Annotated in this window: 18 protein-coding genes and 4 pseudogenes; 12 read left to right on the forward strand and 10 right to left on the reverse strand. The window is 61.7% G+C overall.

The window, feature by feature from the left end; translation table 11 throughout:
* Positions 1-577: 577 nt before the first annotated feature.
* Positions 578-682 (reverse strand): annotated as a pseudogene (locus RCH22_RS21160) (hypothetical protein); the annotation flags it as partial.
* Positions 683-700: 18 nt separating this feature from the next.
* On the reverse strand, positions 701-1,213 hold the full coding sequence (locus tag RCH22_RS07465; RefSeq protein ID WP_327013418.1) for a PASTA domain-containing protein: 513 nt from the start codon (positions 1,211-1,213) through the stop codon (positions 701-703).
* A 247-nt stretch (positions 1,214-1,460) separates the two neighbouring features.
* On the opposite strand from RCH22_RS07465, the pseudogene RCH22_RS21165 reads away from it, so the two are divergent.
* The 3 genes and pseudogenes from RCH22_RS21165 to RCH22_RS07475 all read left to right on the forward strand — a co-directional run.
* Positions 1,461-1,634 (forward strand): annotated as a pseudogene (locus tag RCH22_RS21165) (three-helix bundle dimerization domain-containing protein); the annotation flags it as partial.
* 121 nt (positions 1,635-1,755) lie between these two features.
* Complete coding sequence (locus tag RCH22_RS07470) at positions 1,756-1,944, forward strand: hypothetical protein (protein ID WP_327013419.1); 189 nt, start codon at positions 1,756-1,758, stop codon at positions 1,942-1,944.
* A gap of 140 nt (positions 1,945-2,084) precedes the next feature.
* Positions 2,085-2,870, forward strand: a complete 786-nt coding sequence (locus RCH22_RS07475; RefSeq protein ID WP_327013420.1) for a (S)-acetoin forming diacetyl reductase — start codon at positions 2,085-2,087, stop codon at positions 2,868-2,870.
* 136 nt (positions 2,871-3,006) lie between these two features.
* On the opposite strand, the pseudogene RCH22_RS07480 reads toward RCH22_RS07475, so the two are convergent.
* A pseudogene (locus tag RCH22_RS07480) lies at positions 3,007-3,591 on the reverse strand (transposase); the annotation flags it as partial.
* 423 nt (positions 3,592-4,014) lie between these two features.
* Here RCH22_RS07480 and RCH22_RS07485 point away from each other — a divergent pair.
* Positions 4,015-4,362: a hypothetical protein gene (locus RCH22_RS07485; RefSeq protein ID WP_327013421.1), complete on the forward strand. Its 348-nt coding sequence runs from the start codon at positions 4,015-4,017 to the stop codon at positions 4,360-4,362.
* 33 nt (positions 4,363-4,395) lie between these two features.
* On the opposite strand, the gene RCH22_RS07490 is transcribed toward RCH22_RS07485, so the two are convergent.
* A complete protein-coding gene (locus RCH22_RS07490; protein ID WP_327013422.1) occupies positions 4,396-6,345 on the reverse strand; it encodes an amino acid transporter in 1,950 nt (649 codons plus the stop codon).
* A gap of 109 nt (positions 6,346-6,454) precedes the next feature.
* Between RCH22_RS07490 and RCH22_RS07495 the strand changes: the two genes are divergently transcribed.
* A complete protein-coding gene (locus RCH22_RS07495) occupies positions 6,455-6,616 on the forward strand; it encodes a hypothetical protein (protein ID WP_327013423.1) in 162 nt (53 codons plus the stop codon).
* A gap of 398 nt (positions 6,617-7,014) precedes the next feature.
* Here the strand turns inward: RCH22_RS07495 and RCH22_RS07500 are convergent, their stop codons facing one another.
* Entirely contained in the window at positions 7,015-8,436 is a 1,422-nt protein-coding gene (locus RCH22_RS07500) for an Nramp family divalent metal transporter (protein ID WP_327015471.1), read from the reverse strand.
* 216 nt (positions 8,437-8,652) lie between these two features.
* On the opposite strand from RCH22_RS07500, the gene RCH22_RS07505 reads away from it, so the two are divergent.
* Complete coding sequence (locus RCH22_RS07505; RefSeq protein WP_323516287.1) at positions 8,653-9,393, forward strand: VIT family protein; 741 nt, start codon at positions 8,653-8,655, stop codon at positions 9,391-9,393.
* 256 nt (positions 9,394-9,649) lie between these two features.
* Positions 9,650-10,794: pseudogene (locus RCH22_RS07510) on the forward strand (IS3 family transposase).
* Positions 10,795-10,799: 5 nt separating this feature from the next.
* On the opposite strand, the gene RCH22_RS07515 reads toward RCH22_RS07510, so the two are convergent.
* Both RCH22_RS07515 and RCH22_RS07520 read right to left on the reverse strand, forming a co-directional pair.
* Positions 10,800-11,375 carry a hypothetical protein gene (locus tag RCH22_RS07515; protein WP_327013424.1) on the reverse strand — a complete coding sequence of 192 codons (576 nt, stop codon included), beginning with the start codon at positions 11,373-11,375 and terminating at the stop codon, positions 10,800-10,802.
* A 629-nt stretch (positions 11,376-12,004) separates the two neighbouring features.
* On the reverse strand, positions 12,005-13,132 hold the full coding sequence (locus RCH22_RS07520) for an LCP family protein (RefSeq protein ID WP_327013425.1): 1,128 nt from the start codon (positions 13,130-13,132) through the stop codon (positions 12,005-12,007).
* A 1,378-nt stretch (positions 13,133-14,510) separates the two neighbouring features.
* On the opposite strand from RCH22_RS07520, the gene ftsW reads away from it, so the two are divergent.
* The 5 genes from ftsW (at position 14,511) to RCH22_RS07545 (ending at position 20,041) form a co-directional block, all read left to right on the forward strand.
* The gene (gene ftsW, locus RCH22_RS07525) at positions 14,511-15,653 is read left to right on the forward strand and encodes a putative lipid II flippase FtsW (RefSeq protein ID WP_327013426.1); all 1,143 of its coding nucleotides are present in this window, start codon (positions 14,511-14,513) and stop codon (positions 15,651-15,653) included.
* A gap of 332 nt (positions 15,654-15,985) precedes the next feature.
* Positions 15,986-16,486: a low affinity iron permease family protein gene (locus tag RCH22_RS07530; RefSeq protein ID WP_327013427.1), complete on the forward strand. Its 501-nt coding sequence runs from the start codon at positions 15,986-15,988 to the stop codon at positions 16,484-16,486.
* 149 nt (positions 16,487-16,635) lie between these two features.
* Positions 16,636-17,574: an undecaprenyl-diphosphate phosphatase gene (locus tag RCH22_RS07535; RefSeq protein WP_327013428.1), complete on the forward strand. Its 939-nt coding sequence runs from the start codon at positions 16,636-16,638 to the stop codon at positions 17,572-17,574.
* A 570-nt stretch (positions 17,575-18,144) separates the two neighbouring features.
* The gene (locus RCH22_RS07540) at positions 18,145-18,846 is read left to right on the forward strand and encodes a DUF4397 domain-containing protein (RefSeq protein WP_327013429.1); all 702 of its coding nucleotides are present in this window, start codon (positions 18,145-18,147) and stop codon (positions 18,844-18,846) included.
* 382 nt (positions 18,847-19,228) lie between these two features.
* The gene (locus RCH22_RS07545) at positions 19,229-20,041 is read left to right on the forward strand and encodes an anti-sigma factor (RefSeq protein WP_327013430.1); all 813 of its coding nucleotides are present in this window, start codon (positions 19,229-19,231) and stop codon (positions 20,039-20,041) included.
* A 228-nt stretch (positions 20,042-20,269) separates the two neighbouring features.
* Here RCH22_RS07545 and RCH22_RS07550 read toward each other — a convergent pair whose 3' ends face one another.
* Genes RCH22_RS07550 through RCH22_RS07560 form a run of 3 tightly spaced genes read right to left on the reverse strand, consistent with a single transcriptional unit; the run spans position 20,270 to position 22,306 of the window.
* Positions 20,270-21,427, reverse strand: coding sequence for a cation:proton antiporter (locus RCH22_RS07550; protein WP_327013431.1), 1,158 nt, complete (start codon positions 21,425-21,427; stop codon positions 20,270-20,272).
* 13 nt (positions 21,428-21,440) lie between these two features.
* Positions 21,441-22,058, reverse strand: coding sequence for a hypothetical protein (locus RCH22_RS07555; protein WP_327013432.1), 618 nt, complete (start codon positions 22,056-22,058; stop codon positions 21,441-21,443).
* A gap of 2 nt (positions 22,059-22,060) precedes the next feature.
* The gene (locus RCH22_RS07560) at positions 22,061-22,306 is read right to left on the reverse strand and encodes a hypothetical protein (protein ID WP_327013433.1); all 246 of its coding nucleotides are present in this window, start codon (positions 22,304-22,306) and stop codon (positions 22,061-22,063) included.
* Positions 22,307-24,120 lie beyond the last annotated feature (1,814 nt).

Consider the following 24,120-nt stretch of genomic DNA (forward strand, 5'->3'; position numbering starts at 1 on the left):
GTCCTCTTGACTATTTACTCGAGTCTCGTGAGAAACGACCTAACTAAAATTCCTGGTCAAGAAACACTTTTTAGTAGGGCGGCCGGGACTTGAACCCGGGACCGACGGATTGCGACGGGCCCTTCCTGGCCAGGCGAGTCTTCTTCCGCGGCCTAGACTCACCTTGACTGATCTCGATCTGATCAAGAGTTCCTTGCGATGTTTGGTAGCTAGTTTATCGCAACGCCTCGGCCCACCTCGGCTGGTCTCGACGCAATAAACGTTGAATAAACGTGCACGCATAAATTCCCAATGTCTCTCAGGCCGTCGCCAAGGGCCCCACACCGCGACTGGCAACGTCCAGCCCATTAGCCGCTCAAGTGAGCAACCTGTGACGGTTTGTTGTCCCGGCCAAACTTGGCGCGCGTGATTATTTGGTGGCGGTCACGCAACAACAACGCAGCCATTGCAGGACGGCCCCTAGAAGACCGATCGTTTGGGCGGAACGCGACGACACCTCCGCCGGCGGGGCGGGTACGTTCACTGCCATGAACGCGAAGCAGCCCATTTTCTCAGCGCTGGACGAAGACTCTCCTCCTCACCCGCAGGAGACGACCGCGTATCTGCCGGTGGAAGTGCGATTCATGACGACCTGCCCGTCCACGATCATTTGGCACGGGATTGAGTCTCCGTCATGCATTTGTGCACTGAAGTTGCCACGCTAGCTTGAGCTCGTGGTCGAATAGTTGTCAAAGGTTTGGCTCCCTGGAAGTGATGCATCCGTCGCTTGTTGCACCGAGAATGTCCTCGGTGGAATCCAGGTGACCGTTGCTGCGGATCCATTCCCTGTAACACGGAACTCGATGGTGCCGGATGTCGGCCGTTGCACGGCGTATGTGACTGTTGATCCCCAAAGCAGCGCGCTCCCAGATGCGGGGTCTTGTTTGTAGACCGGCCAGTCGGACGGGTTCGCGATCTCGAGCTTTGGGCTAAAGCCAATTTCCTTCAACGCCGACTCCGCCTGCGCGTTCGTCAGACCGACCAGGGACGGGACTGAGGCGCCGGGCCATTCGAGTGTCAACGAAATCACGGTCTTTCGGGCAATGGCGATCCCTGCCGCCTTGTCCTGCGCGGTGGCACGCCATGTCTTCGATTCCGGTGGTAGTGCCTTGTCCTTGATTGTGGCGGCTTGAGCTGCAAGAACCGCCGTCGCGACGAAGGAGTCCGCGTGCACGACCAGTACTTCAGCTCCGCGCTCGATGTCAAGCTGTGTGGAGTCACGTGGGCTAGCTTTTGACAGTTTCCTTGGGGATGTTGATTCCAACGGTGCCGGCTGGTGCGGGTGCAGTCGGCCGCGAGTGGAATCGTTCCGGGTGGTTCTGGTGGTAGGTCTGCAGTGCCATGTCGCGGATGCGGTGGGCCTGCTTCCAGGAGCCGTCGTGGACTTGCTGGGGCGTGAATAAAATGATGAGGAAGCTGTTCGCCAGGTCGTGGAGCGACTGGTGAAGAAATTCCCGGACGTTCCCCGGGCTGAAATTGAAAACGTTGCTCGAGCCGAGTTCGCTGCTCTCTCCGGCCGGCCAGTGCGGGACTTCCTCACTATCCTCACCGAAAGTGCAGCGAAAAAACGATTACGGAAATCAGTTGACCGCTGATTCCGCCGCCGCCGGCAGCTGGAATAGAATGAGAAGTGTCCCGTCAATTCTGGTGGAGTCCTAAGAGAACTGCGGCATCAAGACCGGGACGTTTCAGATTTACCCAGAAAGGTTCACCCCCATGGGTTTCACCGTTGCCACGACCACCGTCGTCCTCGTTACAGATGTGCAGGGCGTCACGGTCCACGCCAGCGGCGCATCCGCCGTGACTGGCGCCGATGCCGCCGTGAGCCCCAGCGGTGAGTGGCACACAGCACCCGACTTTGCACTGTCGAACATCATCGCAACGACTGCAACTTCGCGCGGATAGGTCTCTGGCGCCGGGAATTTCCGGTGCGCGCTGCGCTACTAGCGACGTGCGTCTCGGATCAGTAAAAAACCTGTCCTGCTTTGACGTGACGTCATCGACTCGCCGACAGGTTTTAGACAATTGAAATCGGAGTCACAACCATGGCACGCACAGAAAACGGAAAAGTAGCACTCGTCACCGGTGGCGGACAGGGAATTGGGCAGGCAGTTGCTGAGCGGCTCCACGCCGACGGCTTCCGGGTAGCTATCGCCGACTTGAACCTCGAGACCGCAACCGCAGTCGCCCAATCTCTTGGCGGCAAGGACGGCGGCGCAATCGCCCTGCACGTCAATGTTTCCGACCGAGACAGCGTGTTCGCCGCGGTCGAGCAGGCCGTCACTGAACTCGGAGGCTTCGACGTAATCGTCAATAACGCCGGCATCGCCCCGACATCACCGATCGAGGAGATCACCCCCGAGAGCATCGCGAAGATTTTCTCCATCAACTTCAACGGTGTGGTGTGGGGCATTCAGGCAGCCACGAAGGCGTTCAAAGAGCTCGGCCACGGGGGAAAAATCATTAGTGCCGCCTCCCAGGCCGGCCACGTCGGGAACCCCGGCATTGCGTTGTACTCGGCCACGAAGTTCGCCATTCGTGGTTTGTCCCAGACAGCGGCCAGGGACCTTGCCCAGTTCGGCATCACGGTCAACACCTACGCCCCCGGCATCGTCAAGACGCCCCTCATGGAGGAACTGGCGAAAAAAGTAGCAACCGACGCGGGCAAGCCCGAAGAGTGGGGCTGGGACCAGTTCACCAACGGCATCACTCTCGCCCGCCTCTCCGAAGCCTCCGAGGTCGCCGGCGTCGTCTCCTTCCTGTCCGGTCCCGACTCCAACTACATCACCGGACAGTCGATCCTCGTCGACGGCGGAATGGTCTTTAACTAAGCCTCGATCCACCGGTCGGCTTGGGTGAGTGGGGTCGTTCAGCCGTGATGTGAGGTTTCTGGTGGTGGGCATGGCGGTGCGGCCGGCCTTGCTGCCGGTGGTGTTCCTGGTTCGGTTGCGCCGTGGGGCTGGGTGGTCAGATGGTCGCTGTTCGCGGCGGGCCGCAAGCCGCCGTGAATACGGCTTGCCAGCCGTGCTCCCAGGGCCAGCTGGCCGGGAGGTGCAGGACGAGTTTCCGGGCCGAGGTCGAGATCTGGGCCGGGACCTGGATGAGTTTGCGGCGGATGGTGCCGCTTCTCGCTTTGCCAAGGTCAGTGCCGGTGAGGGTGCCGACGGCCCGGGACAGGTTGAACGCGATCGTGGCCAGCACGAGCCAGGCGGCGTTCGCGGTGAAGATTCCCGACGGCAGGTGCGCGAGCGCACTGTCTTTGAGGTCGGCGTTGATCTGCTTGATGATCGCGTGCTGCCGGTGGGTTTTGTCAGCCGTGACAGTGTCCAGGGCGCTGGTCGTGAAGAACGCGTGGAACCGGTGCGTGTTAAAGAGCGTGGGCTGCCCGGTGCCCTCGAACGGATTCAGCTCCGGGATCCGCCGAACGACCAGGCGCCCGTCGATGCGTTCACTGAGCCTCCTCGAGCTGAAAGCCGTGAACGGGATTTCAGCGACTTCGGCGGCGGAGATCCATGTCCCCGTGGTCTCGTCCCGGATCGCGTCGATGTATTGCTGCGCGGAACCGAGAACACCGCAGCAGTTCAGGGCCGCATGGTGTAAGGATTTCGTTTGGATTGGCGTCCTCGGTGTATGTATTGCGTAGGTGCTTTCAATAATGAGCAGATGAGCGCGTAGACACATTGGTATGCCCGTGCGCGCAGTATTTCTCCCCTGGCCGATTCTGGTTTCCTGGCGTCCGGTCGTGAGGTGGCGATGAGTGTCGGCCGGGTTCTCTTCGCTGGGTATGGAGTGGCTCGGTTCAACCCTGATTTTTGGCCCGCTGGCACCACCGTGTCGGACGGCGAAGTCTATGTTTCAGGGCTACCGCTGTCGTTGCTCGTTGAGGCGTGGGGAACCCCGTCGGTGCATAGTGCTCCTGCCGTGATCCCTGCGACGGCAGGTCGCGCGTCGACGTGTAGGTGGACGGCGGTGCTGGTGGTGCGGATCACGGCTCTCGAGCATCTCGGACGCAAGATTCTGGCCGTCGAGACGGATGCGCGGTTGGACAATCTGCGCCTCATCTGGTCAGAGGCGCGAGTGCTCAACCGGCCTTCCGGAGCCAAGCACGTCCTCGTTCTGATCGAACGGCACTCACCCCGGCCTGCTGCTCACCCAAGTGACGATGTGCTTGCCGTCGAGTTGCCCGCCGATTTGGAGATCGGCGACCTGCTCGTGATTCCCAGTCGGAGCATCCGGACGACCCCGGCGCTTCACCCCCATCCATTGACGGGAACCGACGTCGGCATTCCCCAAGCACGCTGGAGCCCTGATCCTTCACAGTGACTCCCAGCTCACCCGGTCGCGAAGTAGGCCGGCTTAGCTGACGTGCACGTAGGGGCGCCGTTTGGCGTTGGGTTCAGCTTCGCGGAGTACTTCCCGGGTCACCGGGGCGATCTCGCCCATTCCGGTGAAGAGGAACTTGAACATGTTCGAGATCGGGTTACCTTGAGTCCATTCGAAATAGATCTCGGGAATCAACCCGGTCTGGTCTCGGATCTCCAGCAGCACGGCAGCGATCGTATTGGGCACGTTGCCGCTAGTGACTTGGAGTATCCGGTAGCCGTGTTTGGCGATCCCCCGGACTCGGAGGTCCTCTTCGAAGTCGGACGAGTCCGAGGGATACACCTCGAGGAAGATGATCGGTGAGCCCGGCGGAATGTGTCCGTAACGGCGCTCGTCACGGCTCTTATTGCGATACTCGACCTCGGTGTCCTCGTCGGGTTCGTGAGAGATAATCCGGATGACGTCGTAGTCATCTGCGTCGGCCATAACGAAATCCGTGGCCGGCGAGTCAAGGACGACCGACGTGGCCCGGAGTTCGAACGAGCGGCGCAGTCTCGAGAGCAACGACGTGATCATGATGCCCAGTATGAAAAGCCCGGCGATTCGGACGCCGTCGGGCCGTTCGATCACGTTCACGACGGTGGTGTAGACGAGAACCGTCGAGATCACGCCGAATCCGATTGTGGCCCACCGTTGCTGTTTCCGCCGGGCCGAGAGAGTCACCGCGACCGACGCGGACGTCATCAAAACCAGGACCCCAGTCGCATAGGCGCCGCCCTGCGCATCGACGCTGGCCTGAAACACCCACGTGATCAGAAACGCGATCCCGGTGAAAACCAGCACGAGCGGCCTGACCGCGGCCGCCCACTGCGGGGCCATCCCATACCGCGGCAGGTACCGGGGAACCAGGTTCAGCAGGCCCGCCATGGCCGACGCGCCCGCGAACCACAAGATGCAGATCGTGCTGACGTCGTAGGCGGACCCGAACACGGGCCCTAGGTACTCGTGGGCCAGATACGCGAGGGCGCGCCCGTTCGCTGCGCCGCCCGGCTGGAAGGCCTGCTGCGGGATCAGCAACGTCGTGACCAGGCTCGACGCAATCAGAAAGCCGCTCATGATGACCGCAGCCGTGGTCAGGAGCCGTTTGGTGCCGCGAATTCTCCCGACCGGGTTTTCTGGTGTGTCGTTGCGGTCACCCGTGATCTGCGGCATCACGGCAACACCGGTTTCGAATCCGGACATCCCCAAGGCCAGCTTCGGAAAGACAAGCAACGCGATCCCGACCATGACGAATGGATTTCCGTGCTGGGCGGACAGAGCAGCCCACCAGTCGGTGATCACGGCCGCATGTCCAGCGACCTGAACGACCGCGACCACGACCACGACCAAATTCAACGCGAGGTACACCACCACCAGGGCCACCGCGATCCCGATCGCGTCTTTGAATCCGCGGAGGAAAACGCCGCCCAGAAGGGCCACCAGCAACAGCGTCAGCGGGACTTCCTGACCGTGCAGCCAGGCCGGTGCGAATGGGTTTTCCACCGCGTGAGCCGACGTGTCCGCGGCCGACAGAGTGATGGTGATCATGAAGTCAGTGGCAGCAAAGCCCAACAGGACCAACACGAAAAGCTTGCCCGCCCACCAAGGCAGGAGCCGTTCGAGCATATGAATCGACCCAGACCCCGCGAAACTCTCCCGCGCCACCCTCCGGTAGACCGGCAGCGCTCCCGCAAGAGTCAGAACGACGAGCACAATCGTCGCGATCGGCGAAAGCAGTCCAGCGGCAAGCGCCGCGATCGCAGGCTGGTAACCGAGCGTTGAGAAGTAGTCAACACCCGTCAGGCACATCACTCTCCACCACGGGTGAGTCCGTTCGACATCAACGGCCAACGGGCCTAAATGACCAGCCCGTCGGTCGACCAGACCCTTCAGCATCCACGTCCGAAATGCAACAACGGATGCGCTACGACTATCCACCCGCATACCCTACGCCCCAAAACGGTCTCGGGCTCGTCGCTAGTCGGGTCGCGTAGATTACCCAGCACAGCACGGGTGAGAGGCCGGCGAACGCCGCTACTTCTCCGAAGCTTCGATGCTCGAGCTGGCCACCATGAACAACCCCATTGAGGTCCTCGACGAGGCGGTAATCCTCCCTGAACTCGCCATGGGCGAGACCAGAACAGCTGCCCACACAGTGTTGAGAAACCCCGCTACTCAGCGGGACGGGACCTATCTCGTCGTCTCCTCAACCTGAATGGATGCGATGAAACCAGACTCCCACGCACCACTAACCCGCCGCACGCGGAGCGGTGAACGGCGCCCCCGTTACTTTCTTTGTAGGCCCAATCAGTGTGAACTGGATCGGTAGTGGCCTGTCGGGCCCGGCATGATTGCTGCCCCCAGCTACCGGACCGGTCATTGGGTACTTCGCCGCCGATGACGCCCCGAGTCCCGTCAGGCGCGAAGGAACGGCGGCCAGACGAGGGTTCCGTTTCGGATGGGATCTGCGTCTGTGACCATTCCGGCGTGAAGTGCCACCGCTTTATGCCCGCGTGCGCATCAACGTATCCGCCCGCTCGTCGAGGAGGGTGTGCAGGCCGGTTCCTGCTACCAAAGCCATTGGGTCCAAGCTTCAGCTGTCGCTTCGGCTGGTTAGTTTCCGTTGAGGGTGTACCAGATGCCGTATGCGCCCGCGACGCACATGATTGCGGTGGCGGTCCAGCCCATGGTTGCGGCGAGCTTGCCGTTTCGGTATTTACCCATGATGGTTCTGTCGCGGGAGATGAGCATCATCACGATCAGGAACGGGCCGGCGGCGATGCCGTTCACGATCGCGGAGAGCACGAGAAGTCCGATCGGGTCTGTGGAGACGATAGCGAGGATGGTGCCGGCGATGATACCAACGCCGAGGAGGGCGTAGAACAGGGGTGCTCTCCGGGGGGACCGGTCAAGACCCCAGTTCTTGTTCAAAAGCCCTGCCATACCCGCAGCGCCGGATGCGGCGAGCACGGGCACCGCGAGCACCCCAGAGCCGATGAAACCCAGAGCGAAGAGGATACCGGCGTAGTTGCCGGCAATTGGTTCGAGTGCTTGGGCTGCCTCGGCAGCGCTGGTGACGGGGGTGTTGTGTGCGCCGAGGGTGGCTGCGGAGGAGGCAATGATGGCGAACATGATCAGCACACTAAACGCCATCCCGGTGAACACGTCCACTCGTCCATTGCGTAGCCGTCGGACCGCTTCCGGCCTTGGCCTCTCGTCCAGGGCCGGCGCGTGATCGCCGCCACGTTTTTCGGCGCGGAGTTCCTCGATGCGTTGCGCGGACTGCCAGAAGAACATGTACGGGGAGATGGTGGTACCCAGGACCCCGACGATCAAACCGAAGTACGCCGGGGAGAACTGGACCTGCCCGCCGATGAGGCCACGGGCAACGTCGGCCCAATCTACGTTGGAAACGAAGAGAACACCGACGTAGACCAGAAGAACCATGCACAACCATTTGAAGATCCGGCCGATCATCGCGAAGGACCCCGCCGTCACTGCCACAACAATGGCGATACCGGCGATCGCGGACCACACAAACGCGGGTCCCGCGTGCAGCAAGTTCATGCCTTGACCGATCGCGTTCAGGTCCGCGGCCAGGTTCAGACAATTCGCAATGATCAGCAAGGCCAAAAGAATCCCGATCGCAACCCGGAATCCGCGGCTAAAGCGTCGACGGATCAGCGCGCCAAGGCTCTGCCCGGTGGCTAGGGCCATCCGGTCACAGATCTCCTGCACAGCCATCATCAACGGAAGCGTCAAAGGGACCGTCCACAACATGCTGTTGCCATACGTGGCGCCGGCCTGAGAATACGTCGCGATCCCTGACGGGTCATCATCGGCGGCACCCGTAACCAAACCCGGACCAAGGAGACCGAAAAAACGCGAAACCGGGTTTCTCTTTCCGTTTCCCTGACCGGTCCGTTCCGAGGCAATGTCCGCGCCCGGCGGGACACTTTCAGGCAATTCCTCGACCGTCATAGCGTTCCTCACGTCAGCGATTAAATCCGAGCAGCGCCGAGGTGGCCAAGGCATGCCATGGTTACAGTACCTTGCCGGTGAGTCCGGCCACCTTCGTCGGTGTGCATTTCGGAATGCAGACGCGCTGCGGCAGTGTCGCTGTCCGGTCAGCGGGACCGCGGAGGAGATGCAATCGACTGACGGCCCCGATGATTGCGGCCAAGACAACCGTGGCCAAAGCCTGGAGCGCGACGATGCGTTCCGCGAAGTGAGATGTGGTTTACTCGGCTTATGTCGGATCCGGGCAAGCGGGAGCCTCTAGAGTCGCATTCTGATGAGCCTCATCGGGGTGGGGGCCTGTCGACCCGGCTGAACTGGTTGCGCGCGGGAGTGCTGGGGGCCAATGACGGTATCGTGTCAGTGGCGGCGATTGTGGTTGGGGTAGCTGGTGCAACCCACGTGGTGGGACCTATTCTGACTGCTGGAGTTGCGGCGCTCATGGGCGGCGCGGTTTCAATGGCTTTGGGCGAATATGTGTCTGTGAGCAGCCAGCGTGACAGTGAACGGGCGTTGATTGCGACGGAGAAACGCGAACTCGCTGAAACGCCGGAGCAAGAACTGGAAGAACTCGCAGGCATGCACCAAGCGCGGGGCTTGTCCCCTGAAACTGCGCGACAAGTGGCGGGAGAGTTGACCGAACATGATGCCTTGGCGGCGCATCTCGCGATTGAGCTAAACATCGACGAGAACGATGTTGCAAGCCCGTGGAACGCCGCATTGGCGTCGGCTGTCTCGTTCATTTGTGGTGGGATCATTCCCCTGGCAGCGATCTTGCTCCCACCTGACGCATGGAGGGTGCCGGTCACATTCCTGGCCGTGCTCCTCGTTCTCGCCATTTCAGGGGCACTTGCAGGTCATCTGGGAGGCAGCTCACGAGGACGGGCCACGTTCAGGATGGTCCTAGGCGGCGCGCTGGCACTGCTGTCCACGTTCGCAATCGGCTTGCTCTTGGGCTCCTCGGGTACCACATAGCCGCCCCACCCCTCACACGTCGCCGAGCCCAGACGGGGCAAGGACCGGACCCACCAAACACCCTCCACGGACGACGCGGAACCCTCGCCGCACGACCTCATCCGTGACCGCAGTGAGGACGGGACTCACGACATTTCCGTTGCACATCCCGGCCAACAAAATTGGGTGGCTCAAAATCGGAGATGCTTTCGGGACTGCCCCCGGTTTGGTTGACTCCTGACCTGTGAAGATTCATCTCCGCTGCAAGGATGTCACCATGCCCAAGCCCTATCCACCCGAGTTCCGGCGCGATGTCGTCGCGGTCGCTCGCAAGCACGAAGCCCCGCTGAACCAGATCGCGAAGGACTTCGGTATCTCCGAGTCCTGCTTGGCGAACTGGCTGAAGAAGGCCGACGTCGAAGAGGGGGTGAAGCCCGGCGTCACGGAGAAGGAGTCGGCCGAGTTGCGTGAGGCGCGGAAACGGATCCGGCTGCTGGAGCAAGAGGCCGAGGTGATGCGCCGCGCGGTCGCCTACCTCTCCCGGGACGTCAACCCAAAATGATGTACCCGCTGGTCCGCGAACTGGCCGTCGACGGGGTTCCCGTCATGGTGACCTGCCGGGTGTTGAAATTCTCTAAACAAGCCTTCTACCAGTGGCTCCGAAACCCGGTCACGCAACGTGATTGGGATGATGCGCACCTGACCAACGCGGCGTGGGACGCCCACCAGGAGGACCCCGCGTTCGGCTACCGGTTCATCTCCGACGAACTCAAGATCGCTGGTCTGAAGGCGGGCGAGAACCGGGTCTGGCGGTTGTGCTCCCAGCAGCGACTCTGGTCCGTGTTTGCGAAGAAACGCGGTCTGAGGGGCAAGGCCGGCCCGCCTGTGCACGACGACCACGTCTAGCGGAACTTCACCGCGACAGGCCCGAACGAGCTGTGGTTGACCGACATCACCGAACATCGCACCGATGAAGGCAAAATCTACCTCTGCGCGATCAAGGACGTGTGGTCGAACAAGATCGTGGGCTACTCAATCGACTCCCGGATGAAAGCATCCCTCGCGGTCGCGGCGGCCCGCAACGCGATCGGCCAACGCGACATCGCCGGCACGATTCTGCACTCAGACAGAGGCTCGCAATTTCGCTCTAACGCGTTCGTGCGGGTGTTGAAGAACAACGGCATCACCGGGTCGATGGGCCGCGTGGGCGCGTGCGGCGACAACGCCGCGATGGAGTCGTTCTTCGCCCTCCTTCAGAAGAACGTCCTCGACCGGCAACGATGGTCGACCCGGGAGGAACTACGCCTGGCGATCGTGGTGTGGATCGATCGGACGTACCACCGCAAGCGCCGGCAACGCCGCCTCGGTAAACTCACACCGATCGAATTTGAGACAATAAACATGTCCCTCAACGCCGCATGAAACCACTAACCCAACGAGTCAACTGAACTCGGGGCAGTCCCGAACGCCATCATGTTCGTCAGCGAGATGTAGGCGTAGTCCAAGTAGCTTGGCCGCCAGTTCTCGCCCCCTGGCGCCCCGTCATGTTGTGGGAAACGGAAGTCCACAGTCGCCGTCGCCCACTGGGCTGCGTCGCGACGCGCAACTGGACCTGACCGGTCCAGCTCCCAATACACCAACGAGAATGCAATCACGTTCGTAACCCAAACCTGCAGCGCGGTGAGGAGGACATCCGGACCGTTCACTCCCCCATAGAGAAGCTGTCGGACCGTGAAGACAACGGTGACTTGATTGGCCAGGGTCAGCAATGACGCGAGCCCAATGGATAGCCACCGGGACCATGTGGTCTCTCGCGATAGTCGGCGTGGGTTGAGGATCGTCAGCGGGATCAGCAGAAGCAAACCCAACAATGGGATGACCCATCGGGGCAGAATCTGCACCTTCTCGGGGATGAGCAGATACAGAAGCAGACTCAGGATGATTGCGGCCAGGACCGGCCAGCGGTGCTCGTGCCTCACAATAGGCGTCGACGTTTCAGTCACAGTCGAGAGTGTAAGCGATCCCCAATCACGTCGACGCCGTCACGGGTGAAACGACTCTTCGAAGCGCCGACGCACCGTTTGCTGTACTCGCGCAGGTTTCCGTGCGACTAGGTGAGGAATGGTGTTGAACCCTGTTCCCTCATCGCCACCGCGAGAATCGTTGCTATCGCTAGCACTATCGTTGCCACTGTCAAACCGCGACCGGGCGCACCGACCGGGATCAAACCGTATGCCCGGACGGAGAGCCCGAGCCCCACTACCGTGGCGATGAAGCGGCAAACGGGAACACAACTGCGAACAAGATGCTGGCAAGCGTTATCCAAAACCCGGACTTCCGGCCCGGAGTGTTCGTCCAATCCCCCCGTGGCAATCTCAGGCCACGCGACTCGTTCCCGTCCGCGTTGAAGTGTGAGTCGTTCACCTGATGCCCCTCTCGTTTGTTCGGCGGCCAGTTTTGCACAATGCCCCTGAACCTCAGGAACGTTGGGCAGGAATCGGGCGACCCGGCAGTCGATCAGTCATCTCCGGAGCGCCGCAAGCACGTCGCTACCGACGCACGGTTCACCAGGAGTGACGGGCCAATCGGTGCGGTTCGAGATGGGAGTTGTACGGTTCTCTTGGCGGTGGATCTAGTTGCCCTTCGTACAGGTTTGCTGATCAGCGGTCTGACCGGTCACGCTGGACGGGAGCACGGCATTGGCCCCAGCGGGCGCGGCCACGGGGTTCGCCGTCGGCGTTGGAACCGGTGTGGATGTGGAACCAGGTTTTGCGGTCGCGGCTGGCGTGGGAACAGGGGCCACCGGGGCGCTACTCGGGAGCACGGCCGCCCGGCCTGGGGCCCCAGAGAGCTGCAATGGTTTATCCGCGACCAAAGCCGTGTTCAAGACTGTGGCGGCACTGGACTGGGCGATCACCCGTCCTGGCTCGGCCGGGTCAGTGATGGTGGGGTACTGCACGAAGACCATGTTCGCCAGCCCTGTGTCCTTGATCGCGAGAGCGATCTGGACCAAGGTCGTCGGATTCGTCAGCGTATCCGAGAGAACCATGTTGCCCGTTGCCGCTTTGGCCAGGGAGAACAACGCGATCGGGTTTCCCAGGACGCCGCCACTTTGGACCTTCCGGACCAGAGCGGCCATGAAGAGCTGCTGGTTACTAATCCGCCCCAGGTCACTGCCATCACCGACACCGTGCCTACTGCGCAGGAACGAGAGCGCGTCGTCGCCGACGAGGGTTTGCTGGCCCGCCGCCAAATGCAACGGAGGCGTCGTGTACAGATCGGTGACCGCCGAGGCCAGGCAGACGGTGACCCCGCCGACAGCGTTCGACATGGCAGTCACCCCGTCGAAGCTAATCTCCGCGGCGTAGGGAATCTGGACGCCGGTGAGCTTCTCGATCGTCAACACAACGCACGACAGGCCACCACGAGATAGGGTCGTATTCAGCATCACCCGGCTGGACGCCGACGCGGTCCCACCATCGGCCTGAGGACACGCGGGGACGGCAAGCATCAGGTCCCGGGGGAAACTAATCACACTGACGCTCTGATGATTCTGCGCAATGTGCAGCAGCATGGTCACGTCGTTGTTACCCGCGCCAGAACTACCCGCGAGCTCTGCAGCCGTCCCATAGGCCCCGCCCTGGCCGGTCCGGGTGTCCGTGCCCGTCAATAGCAGGTTTACCCCGCCGGCGATCGCGGTCACGTCCGCGGCAGGGGCAGGAGCCGCCGTGTCGCCGGGCGTCTGATCAAGGTGGGCCAAATGAACACCGGGCTTGACGCTGCTGGCAACATCCCACGCGGCAATCGCCGCAAGGGAGCTCCCACTAACCAGAAGCACACCAAGGGTGATCCCCAAGGTCTTCGCGACCGTCCGCCACGGCCCCCGAGGCGCCAACCGTCCATGCCGGATCGGCTGACCGGCATTCCGGTCACGCCCACGCAAGGGCCCAGCGTGCGTCACGGTAACCCTCTTCCGCCCGGCCGAACCCACCGAAACATTCACGAACAGTCGTTTCGACCGAACTGTATGCCAGCAGCGACCGGAGATTCCTGTGAAAGTGCTCCTCGACCAGCGCAATCTCACAGGAAGCCCGCCAAGCCCACCAAACGGGGGATGACGCTCGTCGCCGGACCAGGGTTAGCGTTGTTTGACGGCGTGTCCAACACGGGAGTTCACAAATTCCATCAATGACCGTCAGCCTGCATCTGCCCGACGGGACACAAACGCGAGTTCGTGTCGACATTAACCAGTACGGCCAACTACCCGCCCTGATCGTGGACCCCCGTACGAAGGACGGGCGCGTTCTGCCCGGGACGTGGCTGGGCGAAAGCCACAACAGCCGACCAGATGGAACCAGCTACCACGCGGTGCCCGACACGACCTCGCACCGACTACGAAAGCATCCTCAGACGACACCTGAAGCAAACGAAAATCGCCCGTCCGTTTCTACGAGGCCGGAGCCGGGGCCCGGCAACGCAAACGAGTTTCTCTTCAACAACATCGACTCAGGTGGCACCCAGTGTGGAAACGAAACGTTTCCAGGGGAGAATCCCTACTCCAAAGGATGGGAATCGCCGCGCGTGGGCAATCGCGAGCGGCAACACCACGAAAGACTTTCGCCCGCTGCGAGTAGCCTGTCATTCCGCTCTGCAGCGCATTGGTGGCGCGTCAAAGAATCGAAAAGAACACGACCGCCAACGCCGCGATGTCTTGTCCAAGCCGGGGATACAGGCAGCGTGCGCACCTCCTCGGCTCCTTGTTGATAGCGCTCAATGTCGACGAGGCTTTTCCAGCAGAGATTTCCGAGCAGGCACAATCTGGGAGAGACATGCGACCCGACGCGACACGAGTGGGATGAACGAGCGGTTCGGGATTCCCTCAGTAGTGTCGTGGTGGCGCCCCAGCCCATTGCCGCGCACTCTGATCTGATCCCACACCCGGCAGGACACTCCCCGCATATGACCGTATGTGAAGTACCGAGCAATTGTGGTCAATCCACACTAAATTCCGGCTCCGCGGCGTCCCCTGAGAAGGGGCTCGGTTCGTGATGAGTTCGCGCAACCCGACCGGTGCGCCACGTTCAAAGACCAACCACAGGGTTCCGTCAAATAGACCGTCACAGTCGACTCGCATTAGCGTGGGTCGTTTGATCCGCTCGGAATCCCCGAACTATTTTCTGCTCCTGGGAACCACGCTGTTCTTGGTCATCTTGGGCTTGATCATGGTCCTGTCTTCGTCATCAGTAGATTCCTTTGTTGCTCACGAGGGTTTCTTCGGCGTTGTGCTTCATCAAGGTGCCATCGCCCTGGTCGGCGTCCCATTGATGCTCGTGCTCAGCCGGATGCCGTTGAAGTTCTGGCAGCGTATCGCTTGGCCGACGCTCATCGCTACTTGCCTCGTTCAGTTGCTCGTCTTCACCCCGCTGGGTGTGACCGTGGCCGGAAACACCAACTGGCTGTCTATTGGCAGTTTCCAATTCCAGCCATCTGAAGCCATCAAAGTCGCCCTCGTCATTTGGCTGGGCATGCTTCTGGCACAGAAGAAAGATCACCTCGACGACTGGCGCCACGTCCTCGTGCCCGTTTTTGGCATCGGCGGCACTGCCGTCATGCTCGTCATGATCCGCGGCGATCTTGGGACAACAGTAATCCTCGCCGGTATCCTCTTCGGCTCCCTCTTCTTCGCCGGCGTAAAACTACGCATGCTCGCCATCCCCTTGGGGATCGGCGCCCTTGGCGCCCTGGCTGCGGCCATGGCCAGCGGAAACCGGATGGCCCGGATACTGAGCTTTTTCGGCACGGGCTGCGACGGCTCAACCGGCACGATTTCCGCCGCATGCTGGCAACCCTTGCACGGCACGTGGGCCCTCGCGTCGGGCGGTATCTTCGGCGTTGGACTCGGGAACTCCAAAGCGAAATGGTCCTGGCTTCCAGCCGCGGACAACGACTACATCTTCGCGATCATCGGCGAGGAACTCGGTCTCATCGGCGCAGTCGTGGTGCTCGCCCTTTTCGTCCTGCTGGCCATCGCCTTCCTCCGCATCATGAACGCCACGACCAACCCTCAAGCCAAAGTCAGTACTGCGGCCGTCATGGTCTGGATCATCGGTCAAGCACTCGTCAACATGGGCGTCGTCCTCGGATTCATCCCTGTCCTCGGCGTGCCACTCCCCCTGATTTCTGCTGGGGGCACCGCCCTCCTCACCACCCTCATAGCGATTGGAATCGTGCTCTCCTTCGCACACAGCGAGCCGTCGCCGTCGCGTACACCCCCACCCTGAAAGCCGGACGCCGACCACCCATAACTCGTCCCGCGCGCTCTCGTCGCAACACTGCGCGCAGATTGAAGTGGACACGGCACGGAATCGATTCTTGGTCCACCCACGGTGTCGACGCTGTGAAATCCTTCGCTGTTGTGTCTTCGATGGACCGTCCACCGAAACGGTTCACGGCCACGACTCGGCGAACTGCCGGGCAGGATCGTCGCCGGATCAAACACGCACGGTTGCGCAACACTTTCGACCAGCCGAAACAGTGCCCTGCTCCACCGAGTTTGTGCGTCGCATCTACCAGAACAGTTGTTTTGACGGGAACAACGCCTAGTCTCTCGAGCGTGGAGAATGCGGCTAACGGCAACGAATCGATCAACGCGGGCCACCAGAATCGGCTGGACCGATCTCGCGAAATGACACGGAACGACTGGACGAGCGTGCCCGACAAACGGTGGAGTAGCCGGGTCTTGCACAATATCGGCACAGTGAGTGAACACGCCGCAGCGGGATTGGTTGCCGGAAGTGCGCTCGTAGTGTGGGTCGCGGTCGGGGTAGCGGCGGAATTTCCTCCCTGGTGGGAGAACGTCCTTTACATTGCGAGCTCATCTGTGACCGTCGTGATGGTCTTCGCAATCCAACACACGCAAGCACGACAACAGTCGGTAACCCAGCGCAAGCTCGACGAGTTACTCCGAGCCCAGCCAACTGCCGACGACCGACTCATCGCGTTGGAAGGTGCGTCGGACGACGAATTGGAGGCCCTCACAGACCTCAGTCAAGAAAACCGAAAACGAGCCCTTGCGACGGATGCCCCGCCACCGATGATGGATCCCCCGACGTAGGGAATCAATGTGGCCCGGGTACCGACCAGATCGGGACCTGCCTGGCCAGACCGTCCCGGTCGTTCGATTTCGTTCACGTTGAGAAACCCTTGACGTCGTCGTTGGCGGCGCACGTCGGCGCAGGTGACCGGAACCTCTAGCCTGTTCATATGATCACCTTGATTCAAGCGGTGATTCTGGGATTTCTCCAAGGGATCACGGAATTGTTCCCCATTTCCAGCCTTGGCCATAGTGTCATCCTGCCCACACTATTCGGCTGGAACATCGACCAAAGCAGCCCCGCGTTCCTCGGGCTTCTCGTTGCGACCCATCTGGCTACCGCTATCGTTCTCTTCCTATTCTTCATTAGGGATTGGATCCGGGTTTTCCGTGGGTTCGGACGTTCCATCCGGGATCGTAAAATCGGCCCCGACGACATCTACGCGAAACTCGCCTGGCTGCTCATCGCCGCAACAATCCCCGCGGGCATCGTGGGCTTGCTCTTGGAGAAGCCCCTCCGGTCCCTTTTCGCATCCCCACTGATCGCTGCCGCATTCCTGGTGATCAACGGCCTCATTCTTCTGACCGCAGAACGCCTCCGACGGCATCCGAACCTTGCTCTGACCGCTCGGGTGAGCGTTGATGCTGTTTCGAGCGGACGCCCCATTCCCGGGCGCTCGGCCGAGACGCAAATGTCCGAGACCGAGAGGTCCGACGCGACGATCGCCAAGCTCACCTGGAAACAGGCGTTCGGAATCGGCGTCGCCCAGACGGCCGCCCTGCTACCGGGAATCTCCCGATCAGGATCAACCATGGTCGGTGGACTCCTCTCCGGACTCAACCACGAAACCGCTGCCCGATTCAGTTTCCTATTGGCCACACCCATCATCGGCGCCGCGGCCGCACTGAAACTCCCGGGACTGTTCAGCCCGCAGATGGCCGATCAGAGCGGAGCATTCCTCCTCGGTGCACTCTGCTCGGCCGTTGCCGCATGGTTAGCCACGAAATTCCTCCTGCGCTTCTTCGAAACCAGAACACTCACCCCTTTCGCGATTTACTGCATCGCCGCCGGAACCATCTTCTTCGTAGTCCTGATCGCGTTCCCATAGAAGTCCGCAAGGACACCGCACGTCAAATTAGTTGAGATTCCCTTGCTGGGAGCCCACACGGTCATCACTCCATACGTCCTCGCTCGGCTGAGGAATTCTGGGCGATGACGTGCACTGCGCCCGCATCACCCGCGCCGATCCGCACCCTGAGGTCATCACGGGAGCCAAATAGCCGATGGTTCCCCCTCGTTCAGGATCTGTGATGTCGACAGCAAGCCACCCGCCCGGTCACAGTTCGCGCCTGTCTCTTTGTCAGAGGTCCCTACCCCGCCGCGACTTTGTAGATCTCAGCTGGCGTTAGAATCCGAGTTCGGAAAGTTGATCCGGCGTACCGACGGGACAGGATCGTCGACCAAGTGATAAGAATCGCACCCTGCGAGGGACACTTTGCTGCCCTGGACCACACTGCGGACCCGGCTGAGAGATTCGCACAGGCAGCGCCAGCAAGGGTCCGGCCGATGGGTTCCAAAAAATTGTTAGCGTCCCGTGCATCCAAAACGGAAGTCCATTCAGAAGAGAGTCTGGGAGGCGATGACGCTTCCCGTCCAGAACAACTAGCAGGAGGTAACCATGCGCAAGACCATCGCTGTCGGCGCCGTAGTCGGTGTACTCGTCGCCCTCGCGGGATTCATGCCGGCAAACGCCAGTGAGAGCCACAGCCACGGGGACAACGGTCCCGCCGAACTAACCGTGTTCCACGCAATCCCGGGCGTCACGGTCGACGTTTACGTCAACGGAGCACTCACCCTGGATAATTTCACCCCCGGTTCCTTCTCAGACACTCTGAGCCTTGACCCAGGCACCTACTCCGTGGCCATCACCGCCGCCGACGCCAAAGACGCCTCCAATCCCGTGATCGGCCCGATCGATCTCAAGCTGGGCAGCGGCAACAACTACACCGCGGTCGCTCACCTGACCGAGGCCGGCATGCCGACCGCGACCCTGTTCCAGAACAACCCGGATGCCGTCGGAAAGGGCAATGGTCGGCTCACGGTCCGCCACGTCGCCGCTGCGCCCTCGGTCGACGTTCTGGCCAACGGTGCCGCCGCGATTACCGACCTGACCAACCCCGACGAGGTCGAACTGACCCTGCCGACGGGGACGATCAGCGCGGCCGTTGCCGCGACCGGCACGACCGCAGCGCTGATCGGTCCGGCCGACGTGACGATCGCCAAGCGCACGAACACCATCGTGTATGCGTGGGGCAGCCTCGCTGACCACACCCTCGCCTTCGCCGTTCAGACAATCAAGCTTGACAAGGCCCACCACTAAGCAGCACCCGGGCGCCTCCTGCGCTCTGCCATCAGAGCGCAAGAGGTGTCCGCCTCAACGCACACAAACAAGAACCAAATCCGTCCGATACATCAGGGTGAGCTCCATCTGTCCCCCGTGGGCCAAACCTGCGTGTGCCCGCCCACTCGACCCGAGCCACAAGGACCAAGATCCCTTCGACGGCCCAACCCATTGACAACGGCTCTCTGAACGGGGCTTCTGGCTATGCTGTGCCTCACACCATTCTGCGCCCACCGTAGACGGGGGGGGACCATGAACGAGCAACATGCCGGTCGACGCTCGACTCCGAATAGCCCGGGCACCGGGATGAACCGCATTCTTCGAATCCTCAGCGGACTGCGCAACCGATTGGAGGCGAGCGATGACACACATTGACCCCGAGAACCTTGCCATCATCGCCCTGGCCGGGGCTGACCTCACCGCAGCTGAACGCCAGCACCTCACGGGATGTCCGGGGTGTGCGCTCGAACTCCTTTCTCTCCAGCACACCGTGATTGTCGGCCAGTCCGCGCGCAACGTGTCCCTCACCGAGCCTGCCGAAGCGGTCTGGGAGCGGATTCATAGCGCTCTCGGGCTCAGTGCTGCCGTCAAGAGCACACCACGACGTGACCAATTCGTCGGCGCAACGCCCGCAGCGGAAACCAATGTCCCGGAGCCCGCCCAAACCCGAACTTCGAGGGATCATCTCACCGGGTCGAGGGCTCGCACACTCGTTGATCTGGCGCCGCGTCGACGTCGGTGGCTACCTGTTTCCTTCGCAGCTGCGCTCGTCGGCCTCATCGCGGGCCTGGCCGGTGGTATCTGGTTCGACTCACTTCAGCAGGCCGCCACACCAACAGTGATCTACCAAGCGCAACTCACCCCCTTCCCCGGCTGGCAAGCACACGGCCAAGCGTCGGTTAAGGAGAGCGCGGACGGGCACCGCAACGTGACCGTCGACCTGACAGCTCCCGCCACCCCGAATACCTCACTACGCGAGGTCTGGCTGATCAAAGCAGACGCCTCAGGACTTATCAGCATCGGCCTGCTCGACGGAAACACCGGCCGCTTTGACATCCCCGATACTGTCGACCTCACCCAATATCCCCTCGTCGATATCTCAGCCCAACCCAACAACGGCAACCCCGCACACTCCGGGAACACGATCGTACGCGGACACCTGCAAGCCAGTTGACACACACTCACAAGCCCACATTAGTGAGACCGCCTCCACCGCCGAAAAGAAACGTAGATGATCATGGCCGTGGAACTCTAGCTGGCCTGGAACCCGGCAGTCCGGAGCAACCGACGAGGGCGCCCATCGGGGTCGCTGACGAGGCGGCAGATGGGAACCGCCCAGGGCTGCGACCGAGTCACTCGCTGGTAAACCCTCGTCGTCCTCCCCACGCGGCTGGATCTGAGACTAGGGTGCCGCAGGAGGTGCGGCAGATATGTTCGCTTGTCGCTTCGCGGCGCGCCCGCCCGCGAGTGAGGAGAGGACGATGGTCACGAGCGCGCCGAGGAGGAGGGCCGCGCCCTCGCCGGGTACGAGTAGGTGGGCTTGCTCTCCGATCGTGGCCGCGGCGACGGGAACCCCGAGCTGGGCAGCAGATAGTAAGCCCAGAGGCAGCTCCTGACCGAGGAACCGAGTGGCGGCGTGGGTGAGCAGGGCGCCACCACCGAGCACGAGGCCCAGGAGGATCATCTGCGGGTGCGTGACGAGGTCACCGAGGTCGAGGGACGCGCCGAGCCACACGAAGAAAAGTGGTCCGAAGAACCCATCCGCGAGTGCGAACAGCTGTCTGGCTAGCCGGCGGGGCTCGCCGATGGCGGCGACGACCAATCCGAAGGAGAACCCGGCCAACATGATCGAGACGTGGCCGAAGACCGCGACGGCCGACATCGCAAACAGGACCGCCAATTGGATGCGGAGTTCGAGAGCGAACTTGCGCTGCTCGGAGAGCCGATGCATCCGCAGTCGAGCGCCGTTTCGTTCCAGACGCGACAACGTCACGCAGAGCACCGCAGCGGCCGCAGCGACGGCGCCCGCTCCGAGGGCGGCCCGGGCGGCGTTAGGCGGATCGATCGCCAGAGGTAGGGCGATGATCGCGACGATGTCGGCGATGGCGACCTGGGCAGTTAGTTGCAGCACCGAGTTTCCGCGCAGCCGCAGGGAATCAATCACCGGCAGGACGAGTGCCGCCGAGGACGATGCCATCAGTACCGCGTATAGGGGAGCGTGGGCGCTCCCGAAGACGACGGCGGCACCAATACCAAGCGCCACCGCCAGGGCGGCGGCGAACAACGCACGAACTGCGCCCGTGCCCAGTGCGGAGCGGATCTGCGCGTCCCGCACGGGCACATGTGAGCCGGCCACGAACATGATCAGAGCGAATCCGATATCGGCCAACAGTGTGATCGATGGGTCCGACGAATCGACCAGACGGAGTCCCGTATGGCCAACGAGGATGCCGGCCAGGATCTCGCCCAGCGTCACCGGAAGATTCCACCGTCGTGGGATCGCCAGCAAAGGCCCGAGCAGGGCAACGATCGAGATGGTCGCCAGGGTTTGGAATGTCATCGCTAACCCACCACTAAGGGACGGCCGGCCGCCCCAAGATCAGGTCGGCTAGCTGCACGGGAATGTTCGTGTTCTCATCCGTGTAATACGTCGCACAGACCCGGTGGTAGCCGTCGGCAATGTGCAGCGGCACCGCCGAAGAGAGATTGCCACGAACAAGCAGAATCGGCGAGAGCCTCACGCCAGTCCGGATCTTCAGCAAGTCAGAGGCGACGTGGGGGTTGGTCACGTCAAGGAGCGGCAGGCCCGCAGCCCGCAGAATGTCCTTGGCCTTCTTAGTGGTGATCGGCGCGTCCTGGAGCGCCTGCACGGTGGCGTCGACGCCCTCCGCTTGCACGAGCAGGTGCAAGTAGTCCGCGGCGCTCGGGTAGTCCTGCGCCTCGGGCAACTCCAGCCATTTGACTTTTCTGGGCATGGTGGCCTTCCCTTGATTTTCGAGCAGGCTTTGGGAATGAACTTCCGGCCCTTCGCGGGCCGGAATCCACCGCCCGATAGCTTGAGCGTAGTAGTGATCCTGCTGCGATGGAGGCAGCCGCGATGCAGGTGTCACAAGTGCATCAATTTGCGCTGAGCTCGACTTACGGCGATGAAGAGCCTCCCGGTAGGTAAGTTCATCGTCGATGAATTGCACGGTCAGTGAGATTCTTCTTCACTTGCCCTGTAACGACCGATACCGGGATTTTCGGCGTGGAAAACGCCGCATCTGAGTACGCCGACGGCATCGGACATCGCGGTAACGCCGTCGAAACCGATTTGGGCGGCAAAGGGGTCGAACTGATCCGGAACCGCGGGCCCTGGCACGACATCGACGACCTCGAGCTCGCCGTCGCCGAGCACATCGACTGGTTCAATAACCGCCGACTCCACGGCAACGGGCACGCTGAAGCCTCTACTAGACCCGGGCTAGACATCCGTCAAGATCCCACGCCGGGCCTTTCGTCTATCCGGACATCGTCAGCCTGACGCCGCCGATGCGCAGACACCAAATCAGAGGGCCCTAAAACCCATCGTCACCGAAGCAAACGGCCACCTCGTCACCCCACGAGACGCGCAACAACAATTTCCGGCCCGCCCACCAAGTGGCTATCCGGTCTCTGTATCCAGGCTTCAGAGATTTCTCGTCCGGTCGCGTGTTCAAAGGCATTTCAAGTCCGACCGACGCGTCTGACTTGACCGCGTCCGCATGAGGTTCACCGGCCACGTCATCGCTATTCATAGAGATACCGGCCAGTCCGGGCGTTCTGAGCGCGCGTAAGCCAGCGGAGGGGTCGTCAGGTCGCCGCCGGCGAAACTGCACCGGGTCTGCCCTGCCGCCGGCACGAGGGCCGAGCCCAAAGCCAAAAGCGTGCGGTTAACAGTGGCCATGTTCTGTTTCCCCCAAGTAGTCGGTGCCTGTTCACCGTACCGGCCGGCGGGATACTGCTCTTTCGCCAGACACATGCGCGGGACGCCGCCTAGGCGCGAACCTACCCGCTTCCCTGTGATCCCGGAGCTCTGAGCCCTCTGACCCCCATTTAGGCCATCAGCCCCTTCTCACTTGGACACCTGAAATATTGCCGATGATTTGGGCCTCTATGACTACAACCGGTCGGCACTCCTACGCCGAGCATGCCACTGCCCTTGGAACCGAAGGACTCACGCAATAGACCATGGCGAACCACGATGCAGACGCTTTCGGTGACGTCGCATGCAAGGCCACAGGCGTCAGTACTCGAGGAGCGCCGCTTCGACTACCACAGTCCTTGGGCTCGTCTTCGATACGGACTCCACTCTAAGAAACGGAGGGCATGAGTTCTCGCCGAGCTCCGCGTGGTCGCTTCGCTGTCCGAATGCTCCGCGACAACTCAATCGCGCATACGACGTCGCGCGGATGCGCGGTGGCGCACTAGTTGCTGATTTGCTGATTTGCTGGACTGCGTGACCGCGGGACCGCGGGACCGCTAGCTTGCTAGTTTGCTAGTTTGCTAGTTTACTAGTTTGCTAGTTTGCTAGTTTGCTAGTTTGCTAGTTTGCTCGAAATCTTGCTAGCAATCTTGCTAGCAATCTTGCTAGCGAGTTTCCTCGCCGTTGGCTTCTCACATTCGAGGTGCGAGCTCGCTACAACGCGAGATAGATAGCTACCCGGTCTTGCGCCCGTCGACATCGACGTCGACGTCGACAAATTCGAACACCCAAACACCTTTCGTGGTGGCCGTGACCTATGGCAGTGACCGCTCGGCCCCGTGAACACCGTCCGGTGCTGGGTAACGGACCTTACATTCGCCAGGTCCCCCGAGCAGCACCCGCGACACCGACCACGCGCACTGCACCGCCGGCCGCCTGGTCCAGTTCCTGGAACAGCCGTCGCTCCGCCATTCCGGTCGGAGGCCCGCGGACCTCAGATCGCAATCAGCCATCGCGTCGCCGCGAAGGCGAAAATGCCAGCCTCGTCCTCACAAACCGGGCCAACCCCTGAGCACCGGATCCTGCCGCATCTTCAGCGCCACCGGCGCAACGCCGTCTCGAACCTCCCCCACTATCGTCCCGAGGCCGCGCACCGGAAAGCGCCAACTGAAACAGATCAGAGCGTGCCTACCAGTGCGTGCTCCCACGGCCGAAAGTAGTCAGATGTGGCGACGAAAGCCCAATGTTGGTCAGAGCGGAGTCTGTCGTAGTCGTGCTGTTGCTGAGAACGAGGCCAGCGGAGCGAGAAT

The sequence above is a fragment of the Cryobacterium sp. GrIS_2_6 genome (assembly GCF_035984545.1).
GTDB lineage: Bacteria > Actinomycetota > Actinomycetes > Actinomycetales > Microbacteriaceae > Cryobacterium.